This window comes from Mitsuaria sp. 7 (assembly GCF_001653795.1).
Lineage (GTDB): Bacteria > Pseudomonadota > Gammaproteobacteria > Burkholderiales > Burkholderiaceae_C > Roseateles.
In genome coordinates this window covers 3,236,716-3,252,812 of the sequence record NZ_CP011514.1, presented here as the reverse complement: position 1 = coordinate 3,252,812, position 16,097 = coordinate 3,236,716, and the positions used below count along the sequence as shown (strand labels likewise).

15 protein-coding genes are annotated in these 16,097 nt (G+C 66.2%); 9 read left to right on the top strand and 6 right to left on the bottom strand.

Annotated features, from left to right (window positions below):
- Window positions 1-23: 23 nt before the first annotated feature.
- Together ABE85_RS14240 and ABE85_RS14235 are read left to right on the top strand one after the other, a co-directional pair.
- Window positions 24-2,129: an NAD(+) synthase gene (locus tag ABE85_RS14240; RefSeq protein WP_082938609.1), complete on the top strand. Its 2,106-nt coding sequence runs from the start codon at window positions 24-26 to the stop codon at window positions 2,127-2,129.
- 113 nt (window positions 2,130-2,242) lie between these two features.
- Entirely contained in the window at window positions 2,243-2,581 is a 339-nt protein-coding gene (locus tag ABE85_RS14235) for a P-II family nitrogen regulator (protein ID WP_067275693.1), read from the top strand.
- 123 nt (window positions 2,582-2,704) lie between these two features.
- Here the strand turns inward: ABE85_RS14235 and ABE85_RS14230 are convergent, their stop codons facing one another.
- From ABE85_RS14230 to ABE85_RS14210, 5 genes are read right to left on the bottom strand one after another with little or no spacing between them, the layout of a single operon-like run.
- Window positions 2,705-3,082 carry a diacylglycerol kinase gene (locus tag ABE85_RS14230; RefSeq protein WP_067275691.1) on the bottom strand — a complete coding sequence of 126 codons (378 nt, stop codon included), beginning with the start codon at window positions 3,080-3,082 and terminating at the stop codon, window positions 2,705-2,707.
- Between the two features lie 24 nt (window positions 3,083-3,106).
- Window positions 3,107-3,658 carry an RDD family protein gene (locus tag ABE85_RS14225; RefSeq protein ID WP_067275688.1) on the bottom strand — a complete coding sequence of 184 codons (552 nt, stop codon included), beginning with the start codon at window positions 3,656-3,658 and terminating at the stop codon, window positions 3,107-3,109.
- Between the two features lie 9 nt (window positions 3,659-3,667).
- Complete coding sequence (locus tag ABE85_RS14220) at window positions 3,668-4,501, bottom strand: DUF3106 domain-containing protein (protein WP_157522389.1); 834 nt, start codon at window positions 4,499-4,501, stop codon at window positions 3,668-3,670.
- Between the two features lie 38 nt (window positions 4,502-4,539).
- Window positions 4,540-5,058, bottom strand: a complete 519-nt coding sequence (locus ABE85_RS14215; protein ID WP_067275682.1) for a DUF3619 family protein — start codon at window positions 5,056-5,058, stop codon at window positions 4,540-4,542.
- Window positions 5,055-5,621 carry an RNA polymerase sigma factor gene (locus ABE85_RS14210; RefSeq protein ID WP_067275679.1) on the bottom strand — a complete coding sequence of 189 codons (567 nt, stop codon included), beginning with the start codon at window positions 5,619-5,621 and terminating at the stop codon, window positions 5,055-5,057. Before ABE85_RS14210 ends, ABE85_RS14215 begins: the two co-directional genes overlap by 4 nt.
- Before the next feature lie 271 nt (window positions 5,622-5,892).
- Here ABE85_RS14210 and ABE85_RS14205 point away from each other — a divergent pair, with 271 nt between their 5' ends.
- The 7 genes from ABE85_RS14205 (at window position 5,893) to pbpG (ending at window position 15,169) form a co-directional block, all read left to right on the top strand.
- A complete protein-coding gene (locus tag ABE85_RS14205) occupies window positions 5,893-7,689 on the top strand; it encodes an acetolactate synthase 3 catalytic subunit (protein WP_067275676.1) in 1,797 nt (598 codons plus the stop codon).
- Window positions 7,690-7,864: 175 nt separating this feature from the next.
- Window positions 7,865-8,356 carry an acetolactate synthase small subunit gene (gene ilvN / locus ABE85_RS14200; RefSeq protein WP_067275674.1) on the top strand — a complete coding sequence of 164 codons (492 nt, stop codon included), beginning with the start codon at window positions 7,865-7,867 and terminating at the stop codon, window positions 8,354-8,356.
- Window positions 8,357-8,421: 65 nt separating this feature from the next.
- Window positions 8,422-9,438, top strand: coding sequence for a ketol-acid reductoisomerase (ilvC, locus tag ABE85_RS14195; protein WP_067275671.1), 1,017 nt, complete (start codon window positions 8,422-8,424; stop codon window positions 9,436-9,438).
- 92 nt (window positions 9,439-9,530) lie between these two features.
- Entirely contained in the window at window positions 9,531-10,379 is an 849-nt protein-coding gene (pssA, locus tag ABE85_RS14190) for a CDP-diacylglycerol--serine O-phosphatidyltransferase (RefSeq protein ID WP_082938608.1), read from the top strand.
- A gap of 255 nt (window positions 10,380-10,634) precedes the next feature.
- Window positions 10,635-12,320, top strand: coding sequence for a 2-isopropylmalate synthase (gene leuA / locus ABE85_RS14185; protein ID WP_067275661.1), 1,686 nt, complete (start codon window positions 10,635-10,637; stop codon window positions 12,318-12,320).
- A gap of 94 nt (window positions 12,321-12,414) precedes the next feature.
- Window positions 12,415-13,956 carry a 2-isopropylmalate synthase gene (locus ABE85_RS14180; RefSeq protein WP_067275658.1) on the top strand — a complete coding sequence of 514 codons (1,542 nt, stop codon included), beginning with the start codon at window positions 12,415-12,417 and terminating at the stop codon, window positions 13,954-13,956.
- Between the two features lie 184 nt (window positions 13,957-14,140).
- A complete protein-coding gene (pbpG, locus tag ABE85_RS14175) occupies window positions 14,141-15,169 on the top strand; it encodes a D-alanyl-D-alanine endopeptidase (protein WP_082939038.1) in 1,029 nt (342 codons plus the stop codon).
- A 117-nt stretch (window positions 15,170-15,286) separates the two neighbouring features.
- Here the strand turns inward: pbpG and ABE85_RS14170 are convergent, their stop codons facing one another.
- Window positions 15,287-16,054, bottom strand: coding sequence for an IclR family transcriptional regulator (locus ABE85_RS14170; RefSeq protein WP_067275654.1), 768 nt, complete (start codon window positions 16,052-16,054; stop codon window positions 15,287-15,289).
- Window positions 16,055-16,097 lie beyond the last annotated feature (43 nt).

Below are 16,097 nucleotides of genomic sequence, written 5' to 3'. Positions count from 1 at the left end.
GCTTTGATGGCAGGATGCTTCCCATGCAAGCGACGACGACTTCCTCCCAGACTGGCGCGGCCCCGCGCTCTCCTGCCGCACAGTCCTTCGACAACCTCTATGCGCATGACTTCGCGCGGATCGCCGTCGGCATCCCGTTGTGCCGCGTCGCCGATCCGGCCTTCAACGGCGAGCAGACCGCGCAGCTGCTGCGCGAGGCCGCCGCGGACGGCGCCGCCGTCGCGGCGTTCCCCGAGCTCGGCCTGGCCGCGTACACGAGCGACGACCTCTTCCATCAGCGTCCGCTGCTCGACGGCTGCGAAGCGGCGCTGGCGCATCTGCTGGACGTGTCCCGCGACCTGCCCACCGTCGCGATCGTCGGCCTGCCGCTGCGCATCGAGCATCGGCTGTTCAACTGCGCCGTCGTGTTCCAGCGCGGCCGGTTGCTGGCCGTCTTGCCCAAGACCTATCTGCCGAACTACGGCGAGTTCTACGAGGCCCGTCAGTTCAACGCCGCCGACGAGGCGATCACCGAGGAGATCACGCTGCTCGGCCAGCGCGTGGCTTTCGGGACGCGGCTTGTCGTCGCAGCGACGGATCAGCCGCTGCTGCGACTGCACGTTGAGATCTGCGAGGACGTCTGGACACCGATTCCTCCATCGTCGTATGCCGCGCTGGCCGGCGCGACCGTGCTGGTCAACCTGTCGGCCTCCAACATCACGGTCGGCAAGTCGGGCTATCGGCATCAGCTCGTCGGTCAGCAGTCGGCGCGCTGCCTGGCGGCTTATGTCTACACCTCGGCCGGCGCCGGCGAGTCCAGCACCGACCTCGCCTGGGACGGGCAGGCGCTGGTCTACGAGAACGGCAGCTTCCTCGCCGAGAGCGAGCGATTCCAGCGCCGTTCGCAACTCGTCTCGGCGGACATCGATCTCGAGCGTCTGTCACGTGAGCGGATGCGGCAGACCAGCTTCGGCGATTCGGTGCGGCATCACGCGCCGCTGCTGAAGACCTTCCGCACGGTCGAGTTCGAGCTCGGCCTGGACCGCGCCCGACCGCTGCCGCTGCGTCGCCGCATCGAGCGCTTCCCGTATGTGCCATCAGACCGCCAGCGCCGCGACGAACGCTGCAACGAGGTCTTCCAGATCCAGGTCCAGGCGCTGGTGCAGCGGCTGGTGTCCAGTGGCATCCACAAGCTGGTGCTGGGCATCTCGGGCGGGCTGGACTCGACCCATGCGCTGCTCGTCGCCGCCCGCGCAATGGACCAGATGGGATGGCCGCGGACGAACATCCTCGGCGTCACGATGCCGGGCTTCGCCACGGGCACGCGCACCCGCGACCAGGCCTTGCGCCTGATGCGCGAGATCGGCTGCGAGGCGCGCGAGATCGACATCCGACCGAGCTGCGAGCAGATGCTCAAGGACCTCGGACATCCGTATGCCGCCGGCGAGCCGGTCTACGACGTGACCTTCGAGAACGTCCAGGCCGGCGAACGCACCAGCCACCTGTTCCGACTGGCCAATCACACCGGGGCGCTGGTGCTCGGCACCGGCGATCTGAGCGAGCTCGCGCTGGGCTGGTGCACCTATGGCGTCGGCGACCACATGTCGCACTACAACGTGAACGCGTCGGTGCCCAAGACGCTGATCCAGTACCTGGTGCGCTGGGTCGCGGAAACGAAGCAGTTGGGGTCTTCGGGACAGGAGGTGCTGCTCGACATCCTGAACACGGAGATCAGCCCGGAGCTCGTGCCGCAGGATGCGCGCGTGGAGGGCTCCGGGCTCCAGAGCACCGAGGACAAGATCGGCCGCTACGAGCTGCAGGACTTCAACCTGTTCTACACGATCCGTCATGGCTACTCACCGGCCAAGATCGCTTTCCTCGCGCGCCACGCCTGGGGCGACACGGCACGCGGCGAATGGCCCGACGGCGAGCACGTCCAGCGCAACGAGTACCCGCTCGCCGAGATCAAGCGCGTGCTGCGGATCTTCGTGAGCCGCTTCTTCCGGGGCAGCCAGTTCAAGCGCAGCTGCGTGCCGAATGGGCCCAAGGTGGGCAGCGGCGGATCGCTCTCGCCGCGTGGCGACTGGCGCGCGCCCAGCGATTCCGAGCCCACCGTGTGGCTCGCCGAACTCGACCGCATTCCGGATTGAGAGAACGGACGACCGCGATGACTCCCTTCTCCAGTGGAGCGCGTCCGTCTGAAACGATCCGTGCTTAAATCACTGTCAGTCTTGCCCGCCAATCCCCCTTTCGGAGCCCCGTGATGAAACAGATCACCGCCATCATCAAACCGTTCAAGCTCGACGAAGTGCGCGAAGCGCTGGCCGAGGTCGGCGCGTCCGGCCTGACGGTCACGGAAGTGAAGGGCTTCGGCCGCCAGAAGGGCCACACCGAGCTGTACCGCGGCGCCGAGTACGTGGTCGACTTCCTGCCCAAGGTCAAGGTCGAGGTCGTCGTGAAGGACGACGAGGTCGAGCGTTCCATCGATGCCATCCTGAAGGCCGCCAAGACCGGCAAGATCGGCGACGGCAAGATCTTCGTCACCGCCGTGGAGCAGGTCATCCGCATCCGCACCGGCGAACAGGACGAAGCCGCGGTCTGACCGCGCGGACCCGACGGGTCCGGCAGAAACAGGAAAGGGCGGGCGCCGGTTGGCGTCCGCCCTTCGTCATTCAGATCCTGCCGGCGCTGTTGGCGCTCTCGGCGCTCGCGCCGTCGGCGGCGGTCAGTGCAGGTGCTGCCAGATGGCGGCCGCCCAGATGCCGCCCGCCAGCACCAGCGACAGCAGCACGGCGGCGCTGGCGATGTCCTTGGCGCGTTTGCTGAGGTCATGCAGCTCAAAGGACACGCGGTCGACGACGGCTTCCACCGCCGAGTTCAGCAGCTCGACGATCAGCACCAGGATCAGCGAGCCGGCCAGCAGCGCGACCTGGACCCAGTCTCTCCCGACCCAGAACGCGAGCGGTACGCCGATGATCGTCAGCCAGGTCTCCTGGCGGAAGGCGCTCTCGCCGCGGTAGGCGGCGCGCAGGCCGTCCCAGGAATAACCGGCGGCGTGCAGGATGCGATCCAGGCCGGTGCGGCCCTTGTGGGGGTTGCTCATCGTCGGGGTGGGAAGTCGGGAGGATCAGGAGTCGGCCGGCAGCGCGGCGGACTTCTTCGGGCGGGGCGGCGGCAGTTGCGTGATCAGGCGGGTGCCGCAGATCACGTCGTGCAGGAACTGCCGTTGCGGATGCAGCCGGGCCAGCAGCAGGTAGGCGGCGATGCCGGCGAACATCGCGCCGAAGATCGCGCCGGTGCTCCCGTCCAGGCCCAGCAGGTGCACGCTGGCCAGGGCCGGCAGGAACCAGAGCCAGGCGGCGAGGTAGCGGGCGGTCGCGCGCGCCTGCGTGAGCGGACGGCCGTTCGCGTCGACCACGCGCAGGTGCCAGGCCCGCATGGCCACGGTCTGGCCGCCGCGCGACCAGAACCAGATGAAGTAGATGCCCAGCACCAGGAACAGGAAGGCCTGCAGGCCACTCTGCCCGATCAGCGCATTGCGTTGCTGGGTCAGTGTCGAGTACAGCCAGCCGGCGATGAACACGACGCCGAACAAGACGACGCCTTCATAAATGAAGGCGGCGAGGCGGCGCATCAAGCCTGGCGGTGGGGCGTCGCCGGCAACGGGGGCGGAGGTCATCCGGCCAGTTTAGCGGCTGGCCGCGTCGCGTCGGGGAAGCAGCGTATCCGGGTCGAGCTTCGCCTCGCGGGGCGAGCGGATCGGCCGGCCGGGCGCTGCGCTGGCGCCGGGCAGTGGCGGTTCCGCGCGTTGCGTCATCAACACCGTGGTGGCGCCAGGCATGGCCTGGACGATCGTGGGTCCGGTCGTGGCGGTCAGCGGCGTGCGCTGGATCGGCGCCTTCGCTCGCGTGGGGGCGGGCGGCGCGTCGCGGCCGGCGGCCGACGCCTTCTCCGCGGCGCGTTCCACCAGGCGCTGGCGCTTCTCCGGCGGCAGCGCCTGATAGGCGTCCCACTTCTCGCGCAGTCTGGTTTCCTGTTCCGGCACGCGGAGTTCGTTCGCGTGCTGGTAGCCGATGCGGGCGCGTTGGCGTTCTGCCGGCGACATCCGGGTCCACTCGACCATGCGTTCGCGCAGACGCTGCTGATGCTCGGCCGGCAGCGTCGGATAACGGGCGGCAATCTCCAGCCACTTGCCCTTGCGGGCGCCGTCGAGCTGATCCCATTCCTTGGACAGCGGGGCCAGCGCCTCCTTCTGCGACGCGCTCAGCGAGGCCCAATTCTGGCTGCTGGTCAGCGTGCCGGGCGTGACCGTCGGCGAGACGGGTCTGGCTGACGACGCGGCGCGCGGTGCCGGTGAAGCGATCGGGAGGTTGCCCTCGACCGGCGCGGACGCGGCGGCGTCCTGTGCCGGAGCCATCGCGGCGCCGAAGCCGAGCACGCCGCAGGCGGCCGCGAGGCTCAGGCGTCGCGCCCAGCGGCGCGATGCTGAAGAATCCGGGGAAACGCTGAGATCACCCCTCACGAACGAGAGAAGTCGGAAGGCACTGACCACGCACCGCCTCACTGCGACGATTTCGCTTCGTCGGACTTCTCGCCGTCGGCGGCGCCGTTCGGGTTGTTCGGATCGGTCTGATCCTCGTTCAGGTACTCGCGGAAGCCGGGGTCGCTGTACGCCGCCGGTGGCAGCGGCCGGGAGAGCATCTCCGTGTCGAGCTCGGCCGCGCTGCGGATCTGCTCGTACCACTGGCTGTGCTGGATCAGCAGCAGGCCGCCCAGCAGCAGCGCCAACGGCAGCAGCGTCGCGGCCTTTCTCCAGCGCGGGGTCTTGTCGCCGCCACCCAGGGCGAGCGTGCCGCCGCCCACATGGCGGGCGTCGGAGGCGGTCTGCGCGGGCGCCGCGGCGCGCGCGGCCATCGCCTTGGCGAGCGCCTGCTCACGCGCGAAGCGAAGCCGGGCCTGGATGTCGCCGGACAGGGTCTCGCTGTGCTCGGTCAGGCCCGCGGCCACCCGGAGGCCGAAACGGGTCACGCGCGCATCCGCCTCGAGCGGCAGCGGCGTTCCTGGCGTGTTCTTGTTCATAGCGAGATTCCCTTGGCTTTCAGCGTTTTGGCCAGCGCATGCACGGCGCGGGAGCAGTGTGTCTTCACGCTGCCCTCCGAGCAACCCATGACCGCTGCCGTTTCGGCGACGTCGAGTTCCTCCCAGTAACGCAGCAGGAAGGCTTCCCGTTGACGTGCCGGCAAAGCAGCAACTTCCTGTTCGATCGCGGCCAGCACCTGAACGCGCGACACCTCGTCCGCGGCGGACAGCGCCCCCATCGATCCTTCCCGCGTCTCCAGCGATTCCAGCAGGTCGAAATCGTCGCCGGGATCGGCGCCTTCGAAGTCCGACAGGTTGCTGAACAGCGCGTTGCGTACCTTCTGCCGACGGAACCAGTCCATCGTCGCGTTGGACAGGATGCGCTGGAACAGCAGCGGCAGCTCCGCCGCCGGACGGTCGAAATACTTCTCGGCCAACCGGATCATGGCGTCCTGGACGATGTCCAGCGCGGCGTCCTCGTCTCGAACCATGTAGACCGTGCGCTTGAAGGCGCGCCGATCGGCGGTCTTGAGAAAGTCGTTGAGTTCTTTGTCTGTGGCCAAGGGCTGGCGCCGTCAGTGGGTGGGTCGAGGGCGGGTCTAGCGGGCAAAACGGCGCGGATTATCTCATCAGCGCTACAGACTGCCATCGATTCCGGACGTCTGCGGGTTTGCGTGCATAATCGAAGACTCGCACACCGCATTTTCTGTCTCAAGTAGGCCGCCCAACCGGGGCGCCCCTGTTTTTGACGCGACGTTTCAAGTCCGCTTCACAAGAGCGCGAGGAGAAGCACCGATGGTTTTTCGTCAGAGAAAAAACTCAGAGGTTCGACATATGGACATGTCTGCCGCGGACATCAAACGTGCAGCGATCACGGAAGCTCGCTCACTGCCGCACCCCCATTCCGTCAGTTCCGGTCAGGAACTGAATGGCTCCGAAATCCTGGTTCAGAGTCTTCAGGCCGAAGGCGTGAAGTTCCTCTGGGGCTATCCAGGCGGTGCCGTCCTCTACATCTACGACGCGCTCTACAAGCAGGACGCCATCCAGCACGTGCTGGTACGTCACGAGCAGGCTGCCGTGCATGCCGCCGATGGCTACGCACGCGCCACCGGGGAAGTCGGCGTCGCGCTGGTGACCTCGGGTCCCGGCGTCACGAACGCGATCACCGGCATTGCGACGGCGTACATGGACTCGATCCCGATGGTGATCATCACCGGTCAGGTCCCGACGCCCGCCATCGGCCTCGACGCCTTCCAGGAATGCGACACCGTCGGCATCACACGCCCGATCGTCAAGCACAACTTCCTGGTCAAGGACGTGCGCGACCTTGCGATGACCTTGAAGAAGGCGTTCCACATCGCGCGTACGGGCCGTCCCGGCCCGGTCGTGGTCGACATCCCGAAGGACGTCTCGCTCAATCGCACCGCGTTCCATTACCCGGAGCGTGTCGAGATGCGCTCTTACAACCCGGTGAAGAAGGGCCACAGCGGTCAGATCCGCAAGGCGGTCCAACTGCTGATGGGGGCCAAGCGGCCTTACATCTACACCGGCGGCGGCGTGATCCTGGGCGAGGCCACGGCGGAATTGCGCCAGCTGGTCGACCTGCTGGGCTACCCCTGCACGAACACGCTGATGGGCCTGGGCTCGATGCCCGGCAGCGATCCGCGTTTCCTGGGCATGCTGGGCATGCACGGAACCTACGAAGCCAACATGACGATGCAGCACTGCGATGTGCTGCTGGCCGTCGGTGCGCGCTTCGACGACCGCGTGATCGGCAACCCGAAGCACTTCTCGTCGGTCGATCGCAAGATCATCCACGTCGACATCGATCCGTCGTCGATCTCCAAGCGGGTGCGCGTGGACATCCCGATCGTCGGCGACGTCAAAGACGTGCTGCAGGAACTGATCGCGCAGATCAAGGAAGCGCAGGCAAGACCTGACGCCGACGCGATCAACGCCTGGTGGAGCCAGATCAACGACTGGCGCAAGCGCGACTGCCTGGCCTACAAGCAGTCGAACGAGGTCATCAAGCCGCAGTACGTCCTCGAGACGCTGTGGAACCTGACCCGCGACCGCGACGCCTACTTCACCTCGGACGTCGGCCAGCATCAGATGTGGGCCGCGCAGTTCCTGCGCTTCAACGAACCGCGTCGCTGGATCAACTCCGGCGGCCTGGGCACGATGGGCGTGGGCCTGCCGTACGCGATGGGCATCAAGCTGGCGAAGCCCGAGTCGGATGTGTTCTGCATCACCGGCGAGGGCAGCATCCAGATGAACATCCAGGAACTGTCCACCTGCCAGCAGTACAAGACGCCTGTGAAGGTGGTCTCGCTGAACAACCGCTACCTGGGCATGGTGCGGCAGTGGCAGGAGCTGGACTACGGCAAGCGCTACTCGCACAGCTACATGGATGCGCTGCCGGACTTCGTCAAGCTGGCCGAGGCCTACGGACACGTGGGCCTGCTGGTGGAGAAGCCCTCGGACGTGGAGCCCGCGCTGCGGGAGGCGATGCGGTTGAAGGACCGCACCGTCTTCATCGACGTGCGCACCGATCCGACCGAGAACGTCTGGCCCATGGTCCAGGCGGGCAAGGGCATCTCCGAGATGCTGCTGGGGTCCGAGGACCTCTGAGACCGATGACGGCCTGAAGCCGTCCGGCGTGACGCGCGTTACCGCGCGCCTCGCGACCGGCGGCGGAAGGCCCGAAGCGCTCAGGGCGAGCCGGCCTGATTCCTAGATCGAAGAGCGTGGCCAAGGGCCGACCGGTTACCGCCGGCGGGCTGAAGAGCGCGAAGGACGAGATTCCATGAAACACATCATTGCTTTGCTCATCGAGAACGAGCCGGGGGCGCTGTCGCGCGTCGTCGCGCTGTTCTCCGCCCGGGGCTACAACATCGAGAGCCTGACCGTGGCGCCCACGGAAGACCCGTCGCTGTCCCGGATGACCATCGTCACCAGCGGCAGCGACGACGTGATCGAGCAGATCACCAAGCACCTGAACCGGCTGATCGAAGTCGTCAAGGTCGTCGATCTGACCGAAGGGCGTTACATCGAGCGCGAGCTCATGCTGATCAAGGTGCGCGCCGTCGGCAAGGAGCGCGAGGAGCTCAAGCGAACCTCCGACATCTTCCGCGGCCACGTCATCGACGTCACGGAGAAGACCTACACGATCGAGCTGACCGGCGACGCCGGCAAGCTCGACGCCTTCATCGACGCGATCGACCGCAGCGCGATCCTAGAGACGGTGCGCACCGGCACCAGCGGCATCGGCCGCGGCGAACGCATCCTGCGCGTCTGAACGCTGCGACCACTGAACATCCTTCACTGAACAACCCCCGACCTGTTTTCCCCGGAGAGACCACCATGAACGTGTATTACGACAAGGACGCCGACCTCAGCCTGATCAAGGGCAAGAACGTCACCATCATCGGCTACGGCTCACAAGGCCACGCCCATGCCCAGAACCTGAACGAGAGTGGCGTGAAGGTCACCGTGGGTCTGCGCCGCGGCGGCGCGTCCTGGGCCAAGGCCGAAGGCGCCGGCCTGAAGGTCGCGGAGATCGCCGACGCGGTGAAGGCCGCCGACGTGGTCATGATCCTGCTGCCCGACGAGCAGATCGCCGACGTCTACAAGAAGGAAGTCGAGCCCAACATCAAGCAGGGCGCCTCGCTGGCCTTCGCTCACGGCTTCAACGTCCACTACGGCCAGGTGCAGCCGCGCGAGGACCTGGACGTGTGGATGGTCGCCCCGAAGGCCCCGGGCCACACGGTGCGCAACACCTACAAGCAGGGCGGCGGCGTGCCGCACCTGATCGCCGTCTACGCCGACAAGACCGGCAAGGCGCGTGACCTGGCCCTGAGCTATGCGGCCGCGAACGGCGGCGGCAAGGCCGGCATCATCCAGACCTCGTTCCGCGAAGAGACCGAGACCGACCTGTTCGGCGAGCAGGCCGTGCTGTGCGGCGGTGCCGTCGAGCTGATCAAGGCGGGCTTCGAGACACTGACCGAAGCCGGTTACGCGCCGGAAATGGCCTACTTCGAGTGCCTGCACGAACTCAAGCTGATCGTCGACCTGATCTATGAAGGCGGCATCGCCAACATGAACTACTCGATCTCCAACAACGCGGAGTACGGCGAGTACGTGACCGGCCCGCGCGTGGTGACCGCCGCGACCAAGGACGCGATGCGCCAGTGCCTGAAGGATATCCAGACTGGCGAGTACGCCAAGTCCTTCATCCTGGAGAACAAGGCCGGCGCCCCGACGCTGATCAGCCGCCGCCGCCTGACCGCCGAGCACCCGATCGAGCAGGTCGGCGAGCAGCTGCGCGCGATGATGCCGTGGATCAAGGCCAACAAGCTGGTCGACAAGTCCAAGAACTGATCCACGCAGATCGCGTCAGATCAGTCCAGAAGGCCGCGCGGGTCGCACCGCGCGGCCTTTTCCATTGATGCGCTGGGTTATCCTCCGCCCCCATGAATTCGACCGAAAACAAGAGCGTGGACCTGCTCGACGAGGACGAGGCGGACGGCCTCGATGCTCCGCAGCGCCCGCGCCACAAGGGCATCTACCTGCTGCCCAACCTCTTCACGCTGGCGGCGCTGTTCAGCGGCTTCTACGCGATCGTGATGGGCATAGGCGGCCGCTTCGAGCAGTCCGTCTATGGCATCTTCGCGGCGATGGTGCTCGACAGCCTGGATGGCCGTGTCGCACGCATGACCAACACGCAGAGCACCTTCGGCGAACAGATGGACTCGCTGTCCGACATGGTCTCGTTCGGTGCGGCGCCAGCGCTGATCATGTATTCGTGGGCGTTGCAGGGCCTGGGCAAGTGGGGTTGGTTCGCGGCTTTCGTCTATATCGCCGGTGCCGCGCTGCGCCTGGCGCGCTTCAACACGAATATCGGGGTGGTGGACCGCCGTTTCTTCCAGGGCGTGCCCAGCCCGGCCGCCGCAGCGCTGGTGATGAGCCTGATCTGGGCGCTCGACAGCTCGGGCTACAAGGACATCCACCGCGATCCGACGCTTGCGTGGCTGGCCTTCGGCTTCACGCTCTATGCGGGCCTGACCATGGTGACCAACGCGCCGTTCTACAGCTTCAAGGACATTACCTTCAAGCGCTCGGTACCCTTCATCGTGCTGGTGGTGATCATGCTGGCCATTGCGGCGATCAACATCGACCCGCCACGGGTGTTGTTCGGCGTCTTCTGCGCGTATGGCATCTCGGGCTATGTCGTCTACGCAGTCCGGCGCGCCAAGGGCAAGCCGGCCAGCGTGATCGCCATGTCCACCGACGAGCCCGATGAAGCGGGCCTTCACCGATAGCGAATGCTCACGGCGCGGCGATTCGTCCACTGACGTTGACGCTTCACGCGCCGCGCCTCTATATTCAACAGCTATGACGTCCCCGGCCCGAATTGCGCTGCTACTACTAGGTGACCTTCGGGTTCGCTAGATCGCGCACGTCCGTCCATCCAGACGCTCATCCCAGATCAACGGCCCGAATGCAACTCGCAACGGGCCGTTCCTGTTTCTGGAGAGTCTGCGAGTTGCGCCCCCTGAACCCACAGGAACGCTCTCATGCTCAAGCAACCGCAGACCAAGTACCGCGCTTTCGCCCCCATCGCCCTCCCGGACCGCCGCTGGCCCGACGTGCAGATCACGAAGGCGCCGCTGTGGCTGAGCACCGACCTGCGTGACGGCAACCAGGCCCTGATCGAGCCGATGGACCCCGAGCGCAAGCTGCACATGTTCCAGATGCTGGTGAAGATCGGCTTCAAGGAGATCGAGGTCGGTTTCCCGTCCGCGTCGCAGACCGATTTCGACTTCGTGCGGCTGCTGATCGAGCAGGGCCATATCCCTGACGACGTGACGATCCAGGTCTTGACGCAGGCGCGCCAGCCACTGATCGAACGCACGTTCGAATCGCTGGTCGGCGCCAAGCGGGCGGTCGTCCACCTGTACAACGCCGTGGCGCCGGTGATGCGCCGCGTCGTGCTGGGCATGAGCGAGGACGAGATCGTCGACCTGGCCGTCACCCACACGCGGATGATCCGCGAGTTCGCTGCGAAGCAGCCGGAGACGGACTTCCGTTTCGAGTACTCGCCGGAGATGTTCTCCAGCGCCGAACTGAGCTTCTCCAAGCGTGTCGTCGACGCGGTGACCGAAGCGTGGGGCGCGACGCCGGAGCGCAAGATCATCATCAATCTGCCGTCGACGGTCGAGCACTCCACGCCGAACCTGTTCGCCGACATGATCGAGTGGATGGGGCGCAACGTCGCGCGCCGCGACTGCATCGTGCTGTCGGTGCACCCGCACAATGACCGCGGCACCGGCACGGCCGCCGCCGAGCTCTCGATCATGGCCGGCGCCGACCGTCTCGAAGGCTGCCTCTTCGGCAACGGCGAGCGCACCGGCAACCTGGACCTGGTGAATGTCGCGCTCAACCTGTACACGCAGGGTGTCCATCCGGAGCTGGATTTCTCCGACATCGACGAGATCCGCCGCTGCGTCGAGCACTGCAACCAGTTGCCCGTGCATCCGCGCCATCCGTATGTCGGCGAGCTGGTCTACACCTCGTTCTCGGGCTCGCACCAGGACGCGATCAAGAAGGCCTTCTCCGCCCGCAAGGAAGGCGACGTCTGGGAGATCCCGTACCTGCCGATCGACCCGAAGGACCTGGGTCGCAGTTATGAGGCCGTGATCCGCGTCAACAGCCAGTCGGGCAAGGGCGGTATCTCGTATCTGCTCGAGGCGGAATACGGCATCGAACTGCCGCGCCGCCTGCAGATCGAGTTCAGCCAGATCGTCCAGGGCGTGATGGACACCAACGGCAAGGAGCTCGGCGCGGCCGACCTGTGGCGGATCTTCGACCGCGAATACGGTGTGAAGCAGGCGCCGTCGCTGCACCCGCAGATCGACACCGCCGAGGACGGCCAGACCCGCGTCCAGGCGCAGGCCGACCTGTGCGTGCGCATGGTCAAGATCGACGGGCAGGGCAAGGGGCCGATCGACGCCTTCGTCGAGGGCCTGAACAAGCTGCTGAAGACGCAGGTGAGGGTGCTGGACTATCACGAGCACGCGATGGGCAGCGGCGCCGACGCGCAGGCGGTGGCCTACCTGGAGCTTCGCGTGGGCGAGGCGACCTTGTTCGGCGTCGGCATGGACGGCAACATCGCCTCGGCCTCGCTGAAGGCGATCGTCTCCGGGCTGCGCCGCGCGTCGCAGCGCGGTGTCCTGAAGCTCGCCGACCGCGTCGCTGTCTGAGGTCGAGGGCGGCCGCTGCGCCGCCCTTGTGCCGCCTAAACTCGCTGACCGGGCCGAGACGGCCCGCGGCCCGCCACCGCAAGGAAGCCTCGACATGTCCGACCAACTGATCATCTTCGACACCACGCTGCGCGACGGCGAGCAATCGCCCGGCGCGTCCATGACCAAGGACGAGAAGCTGCGCATCGCGCGTCAACTGGAACGTCTGAAGGTGGATGTGATCGAGGCCGGCTTCGCGGCGGCGAGCCAGGGCGACTTCGAAGCGGTGAAGGCGATCGCCGATGCGATCCGCGAGAGCACGATCTGCTCGCTGGCCCGTGCGAACGACCGCGACATCGCCCGCGCCGCCGAGGCGCTCAAGGGCGCAGCCCGCGCGCGCATCCATACCTTCATCGCGACCAGCGAACTCCACATGGAGAAGAAGCTGCGCATGACCCGCGAGCAGGTGCTGGAGCAGGCGACCCAGGCGGTCCGCTTTGCCCGCAACCTGACCGACGACATCGAGTTCTCACCCGAGGACGGCTACCGATCCGATCCGGAGTTCCTCGCCCGTGTCGTCGAGGCGGTGATCCGCGAGGGCGCGCGCACCATCAACATCCCCGACACGGTCGGCTATGCGATCCCGGAACTCTACGGACAGTTCATCAAGACGCTGCGCGAGCGCGTTCCGAATGCCGATCAGGCGATCTGGAGCGTCCACTGCCACAACGACCTGGGCATGGCGGTGGCGAACTCGCTCGCTGGCGTGAAGATCGGCGGCGCGCGGCAGGTCGAGTGCACCATCAACGGCCTCGGTGAGCGTGCCGGCAACTGCTCGCTGGAAGAGGTCGTGATGGCGGTGAAGACCCGCCGCGACTACTTCGGCCTGGACGTGCGGATCGATGCGTCGCAGATCGTGCCGGCGTCCAAGCTGGTCTCGCAGACCACCGGTTTCGTGATCCAGCCGAACAAGGCCGTGGTCGGCGCCAATGCCTTCGCGCATGCGTCGGGCATCCATCAGGACGGCGTGCTGAAGGCCCGCGATACCTACGAGATCATGCGCGCCGAGGACGTCGGCTGGAGCGCCAACAAGATCGTGCTGGGCAAACTGTCGGGCCGCAATGCGTTCAAGCAGCGGCTGCAGGAATTGGGCGTGGTGCTGGAATCGGAGGCAGAGATCAACGCCGCCTTCGTCCGTTTCAAGGACCTGGCCGACCGCAAGTCCGAAATCTTCGACGAGGACATCATCGCGCTGGTGATGGATGAGTCGGTCACCCACCTCCAGGAACATTACCGGCTGGTGGCGCTGGCGCAGCGCTCCGAAACCGGTGAACGGCCGCAGGCGCAGGTGGTCTTCGCCGAGGGCGAGACCGAGCACCGCACGGAGAGCGACGGCAACGGTCCAGTGGACGCCGTGCTCAAGGCGATCGAGAGCAAGGTCCAAAGTGGGGCGGAAATGCTGCTGTATTCGGTCAGTGCGATCACCAGCGGCAGCACAGAATCGCAAGGCGAAGTCACGGTGCGCCTGCAACATGCGGGGCGCGTGGTGAACGGCGTGGGGGCAGATCCCGATATCGTGGTCGCCTCGGCCAAAGCATATTTGAGCGCTCTCAACAAGTTGCAGAGCAAGACGGAGCGGGTCGCCGCCCAAGGTTGACAGGACAGCGAACGCGGAGCCCCTGGCCGCGTCGGATGGCACGGATTCAGGTACTTTAAGAGCCTGCGTTAAGTCATTGATCTTGCCGGTCTTTCAGCGATCCCCTAAACTCGCGCCCACTGACCTGGGGACTGGATTGAAGACCATTGCGACATTGCTGTCTGGTGCCGCGCTCAGCGGCGTCATGTTGCTGACGGGCTTGACCGCCAGTCTCGCGCCGATCCAATCGGCGCAGGCGGCCACCTCGTCGTCCTCCAAAGCCAAAGTGAAGAGCGTGCGGCAGGCCAAGCCGGCCCCGCGCTCTCCACGCAAGGTGGCTGCCCGTGCGGCAGCCCCGATCCGGGAGGTCGTCCCGTCCAAACCGTCCTTCGGCACGATGTACGGTCTGCACGACACCGAAGATCCCCTCGACCTGAAGTCCAGCGTCGCCTACGTCGTCGACCAGGACACCAACGAGGTCCTGTTCTCGAAGAACCCGTCGGCGGTGCTGCCGATCGCGTCCATCACCAAGCTGATGACCGCGCTGCTGGTCGTCGAGGCGAACCAGTCGCTCGAGGACAAGATCGAGATCACCGACGAGGACAAGGACACCGAGAAGTTCACCGGGTCCCGTCTGGCCGTGGGGACGACGCTGACGCGTGGCGAACTTCTGCACCTGGCGCTGATGTCGTCGGAGAACCGCGCGGCGCATGCGCTCGGTCGCAACTACCCGGGCGGCCTGGAAACCTTTGTCGCGGCGATGAACGCCAAGGCCCAGATGCTGGGCATGATGGACACGCATTACGTCGAGCCGACCGGCCTGTCCAGCCGCAATCAGTCGAGCGCGGCCGACCTGGCCAAGCTGGTCAAGGTCGCCCACTCCTTCCCGCTGATGCGCGAGCTGTCGACGTCGTCCGAGTACACCGTCGCGCTGGGCCGCAAGCAGGTCCGCTTCGGCACGACCAACGGGCTCGTCCGCAAGGGCGACTGGGACATCGGCCTGCAGAAGACCGGTTTCATCAACGAGGCCGGTCAGTGCCTGGTGATGCAGGCGCAGCTCGCCGGTCGCAAGCTGATCATGGTGTTCCTGGATTCCGCCGGGAAGTACTCGCGCATCGGCGATGCCGAGCGCGTGCGCAAGTGGCTGACCGGTGCCGCATCGCCCTTGGCGGCTGTCGCCACTCCGACGACGGTCAGCGCGACGGCCTTGACGCCGGTGATGTCGGCCAAGTAAGCGGTGGGTACTCCCTCGGTGGGTACTCCCTGAATGAAAGAAGCGGGCCTTGCGCCCGCTTCGTCATTTCTGGTCTGTCATTGCTGGTCCCGCCTCCCGGTCCGGACCTCCGGCGATTCAGCCTCGGAACCCGAGCGACGCCGAGATCCGCGTCGCCGTTTCTTTGAGTCGAGGCAACCAGCCTTCTTCCAGTCGATCCGCGGGTGCCGAGATCGACAATCCCGCGACCAGCTTGCCCTGGTCGTCGTAGATGCCGGCGGCCATGCAGCGCACGCCGAGTTCGAGCTCTTCATCGTCCCGCGCGACGCCGCGCTGACGCACCAGCGCCATCTCGCGTTCGAGCAGGTTGATCTCGGTGAGGCTGTTGCGCGTGTGCCCGGAAAGACCGGTGCGAGTCGCATACGCCCGCACGCGCTGGGGATCGTCGCTGGCGAGGAAGAGCTTGCCGACCGACGTCAGATGCAGCGGCGCGCGGCCGCCGACCGCGCGCACGACCTGCATGCCGCTGCGTTCGGAATAGGTGCGTTCGATGTAGACGATCTCATCACCCTGTCGCACGGACAGGTTGACGGGCTGGTGGGTCAGCTTGTGCAATTCCCGCATCGGGCCGATCGCCGCCTCGCGAACGTCCAGACGCGCCTTGACCAGATTGCCCAACTCCAGCAGCCGCATGCCCAGCCGGTAGCTCCCAGCCTCCGGCCGGTCCACGAAACGTCCCAATGTCAGGTCGTTCAGGATGCGGTGCGCCGTTGAGGGATGCAGACCCGTGGTCTCGCTGATGAGCTTCAGGGACACGGGATCCTGGTGCTGGGCCAGGACGTCCAGCAGCGCAAACGTGCGCTCGAGGACCTGGATGGCGGGGGTCTGGAGCTCCTTGGACTTCATGCGGACGATTGTGAAGGATTTCTTCCAGGTTTTGCATGGCGAA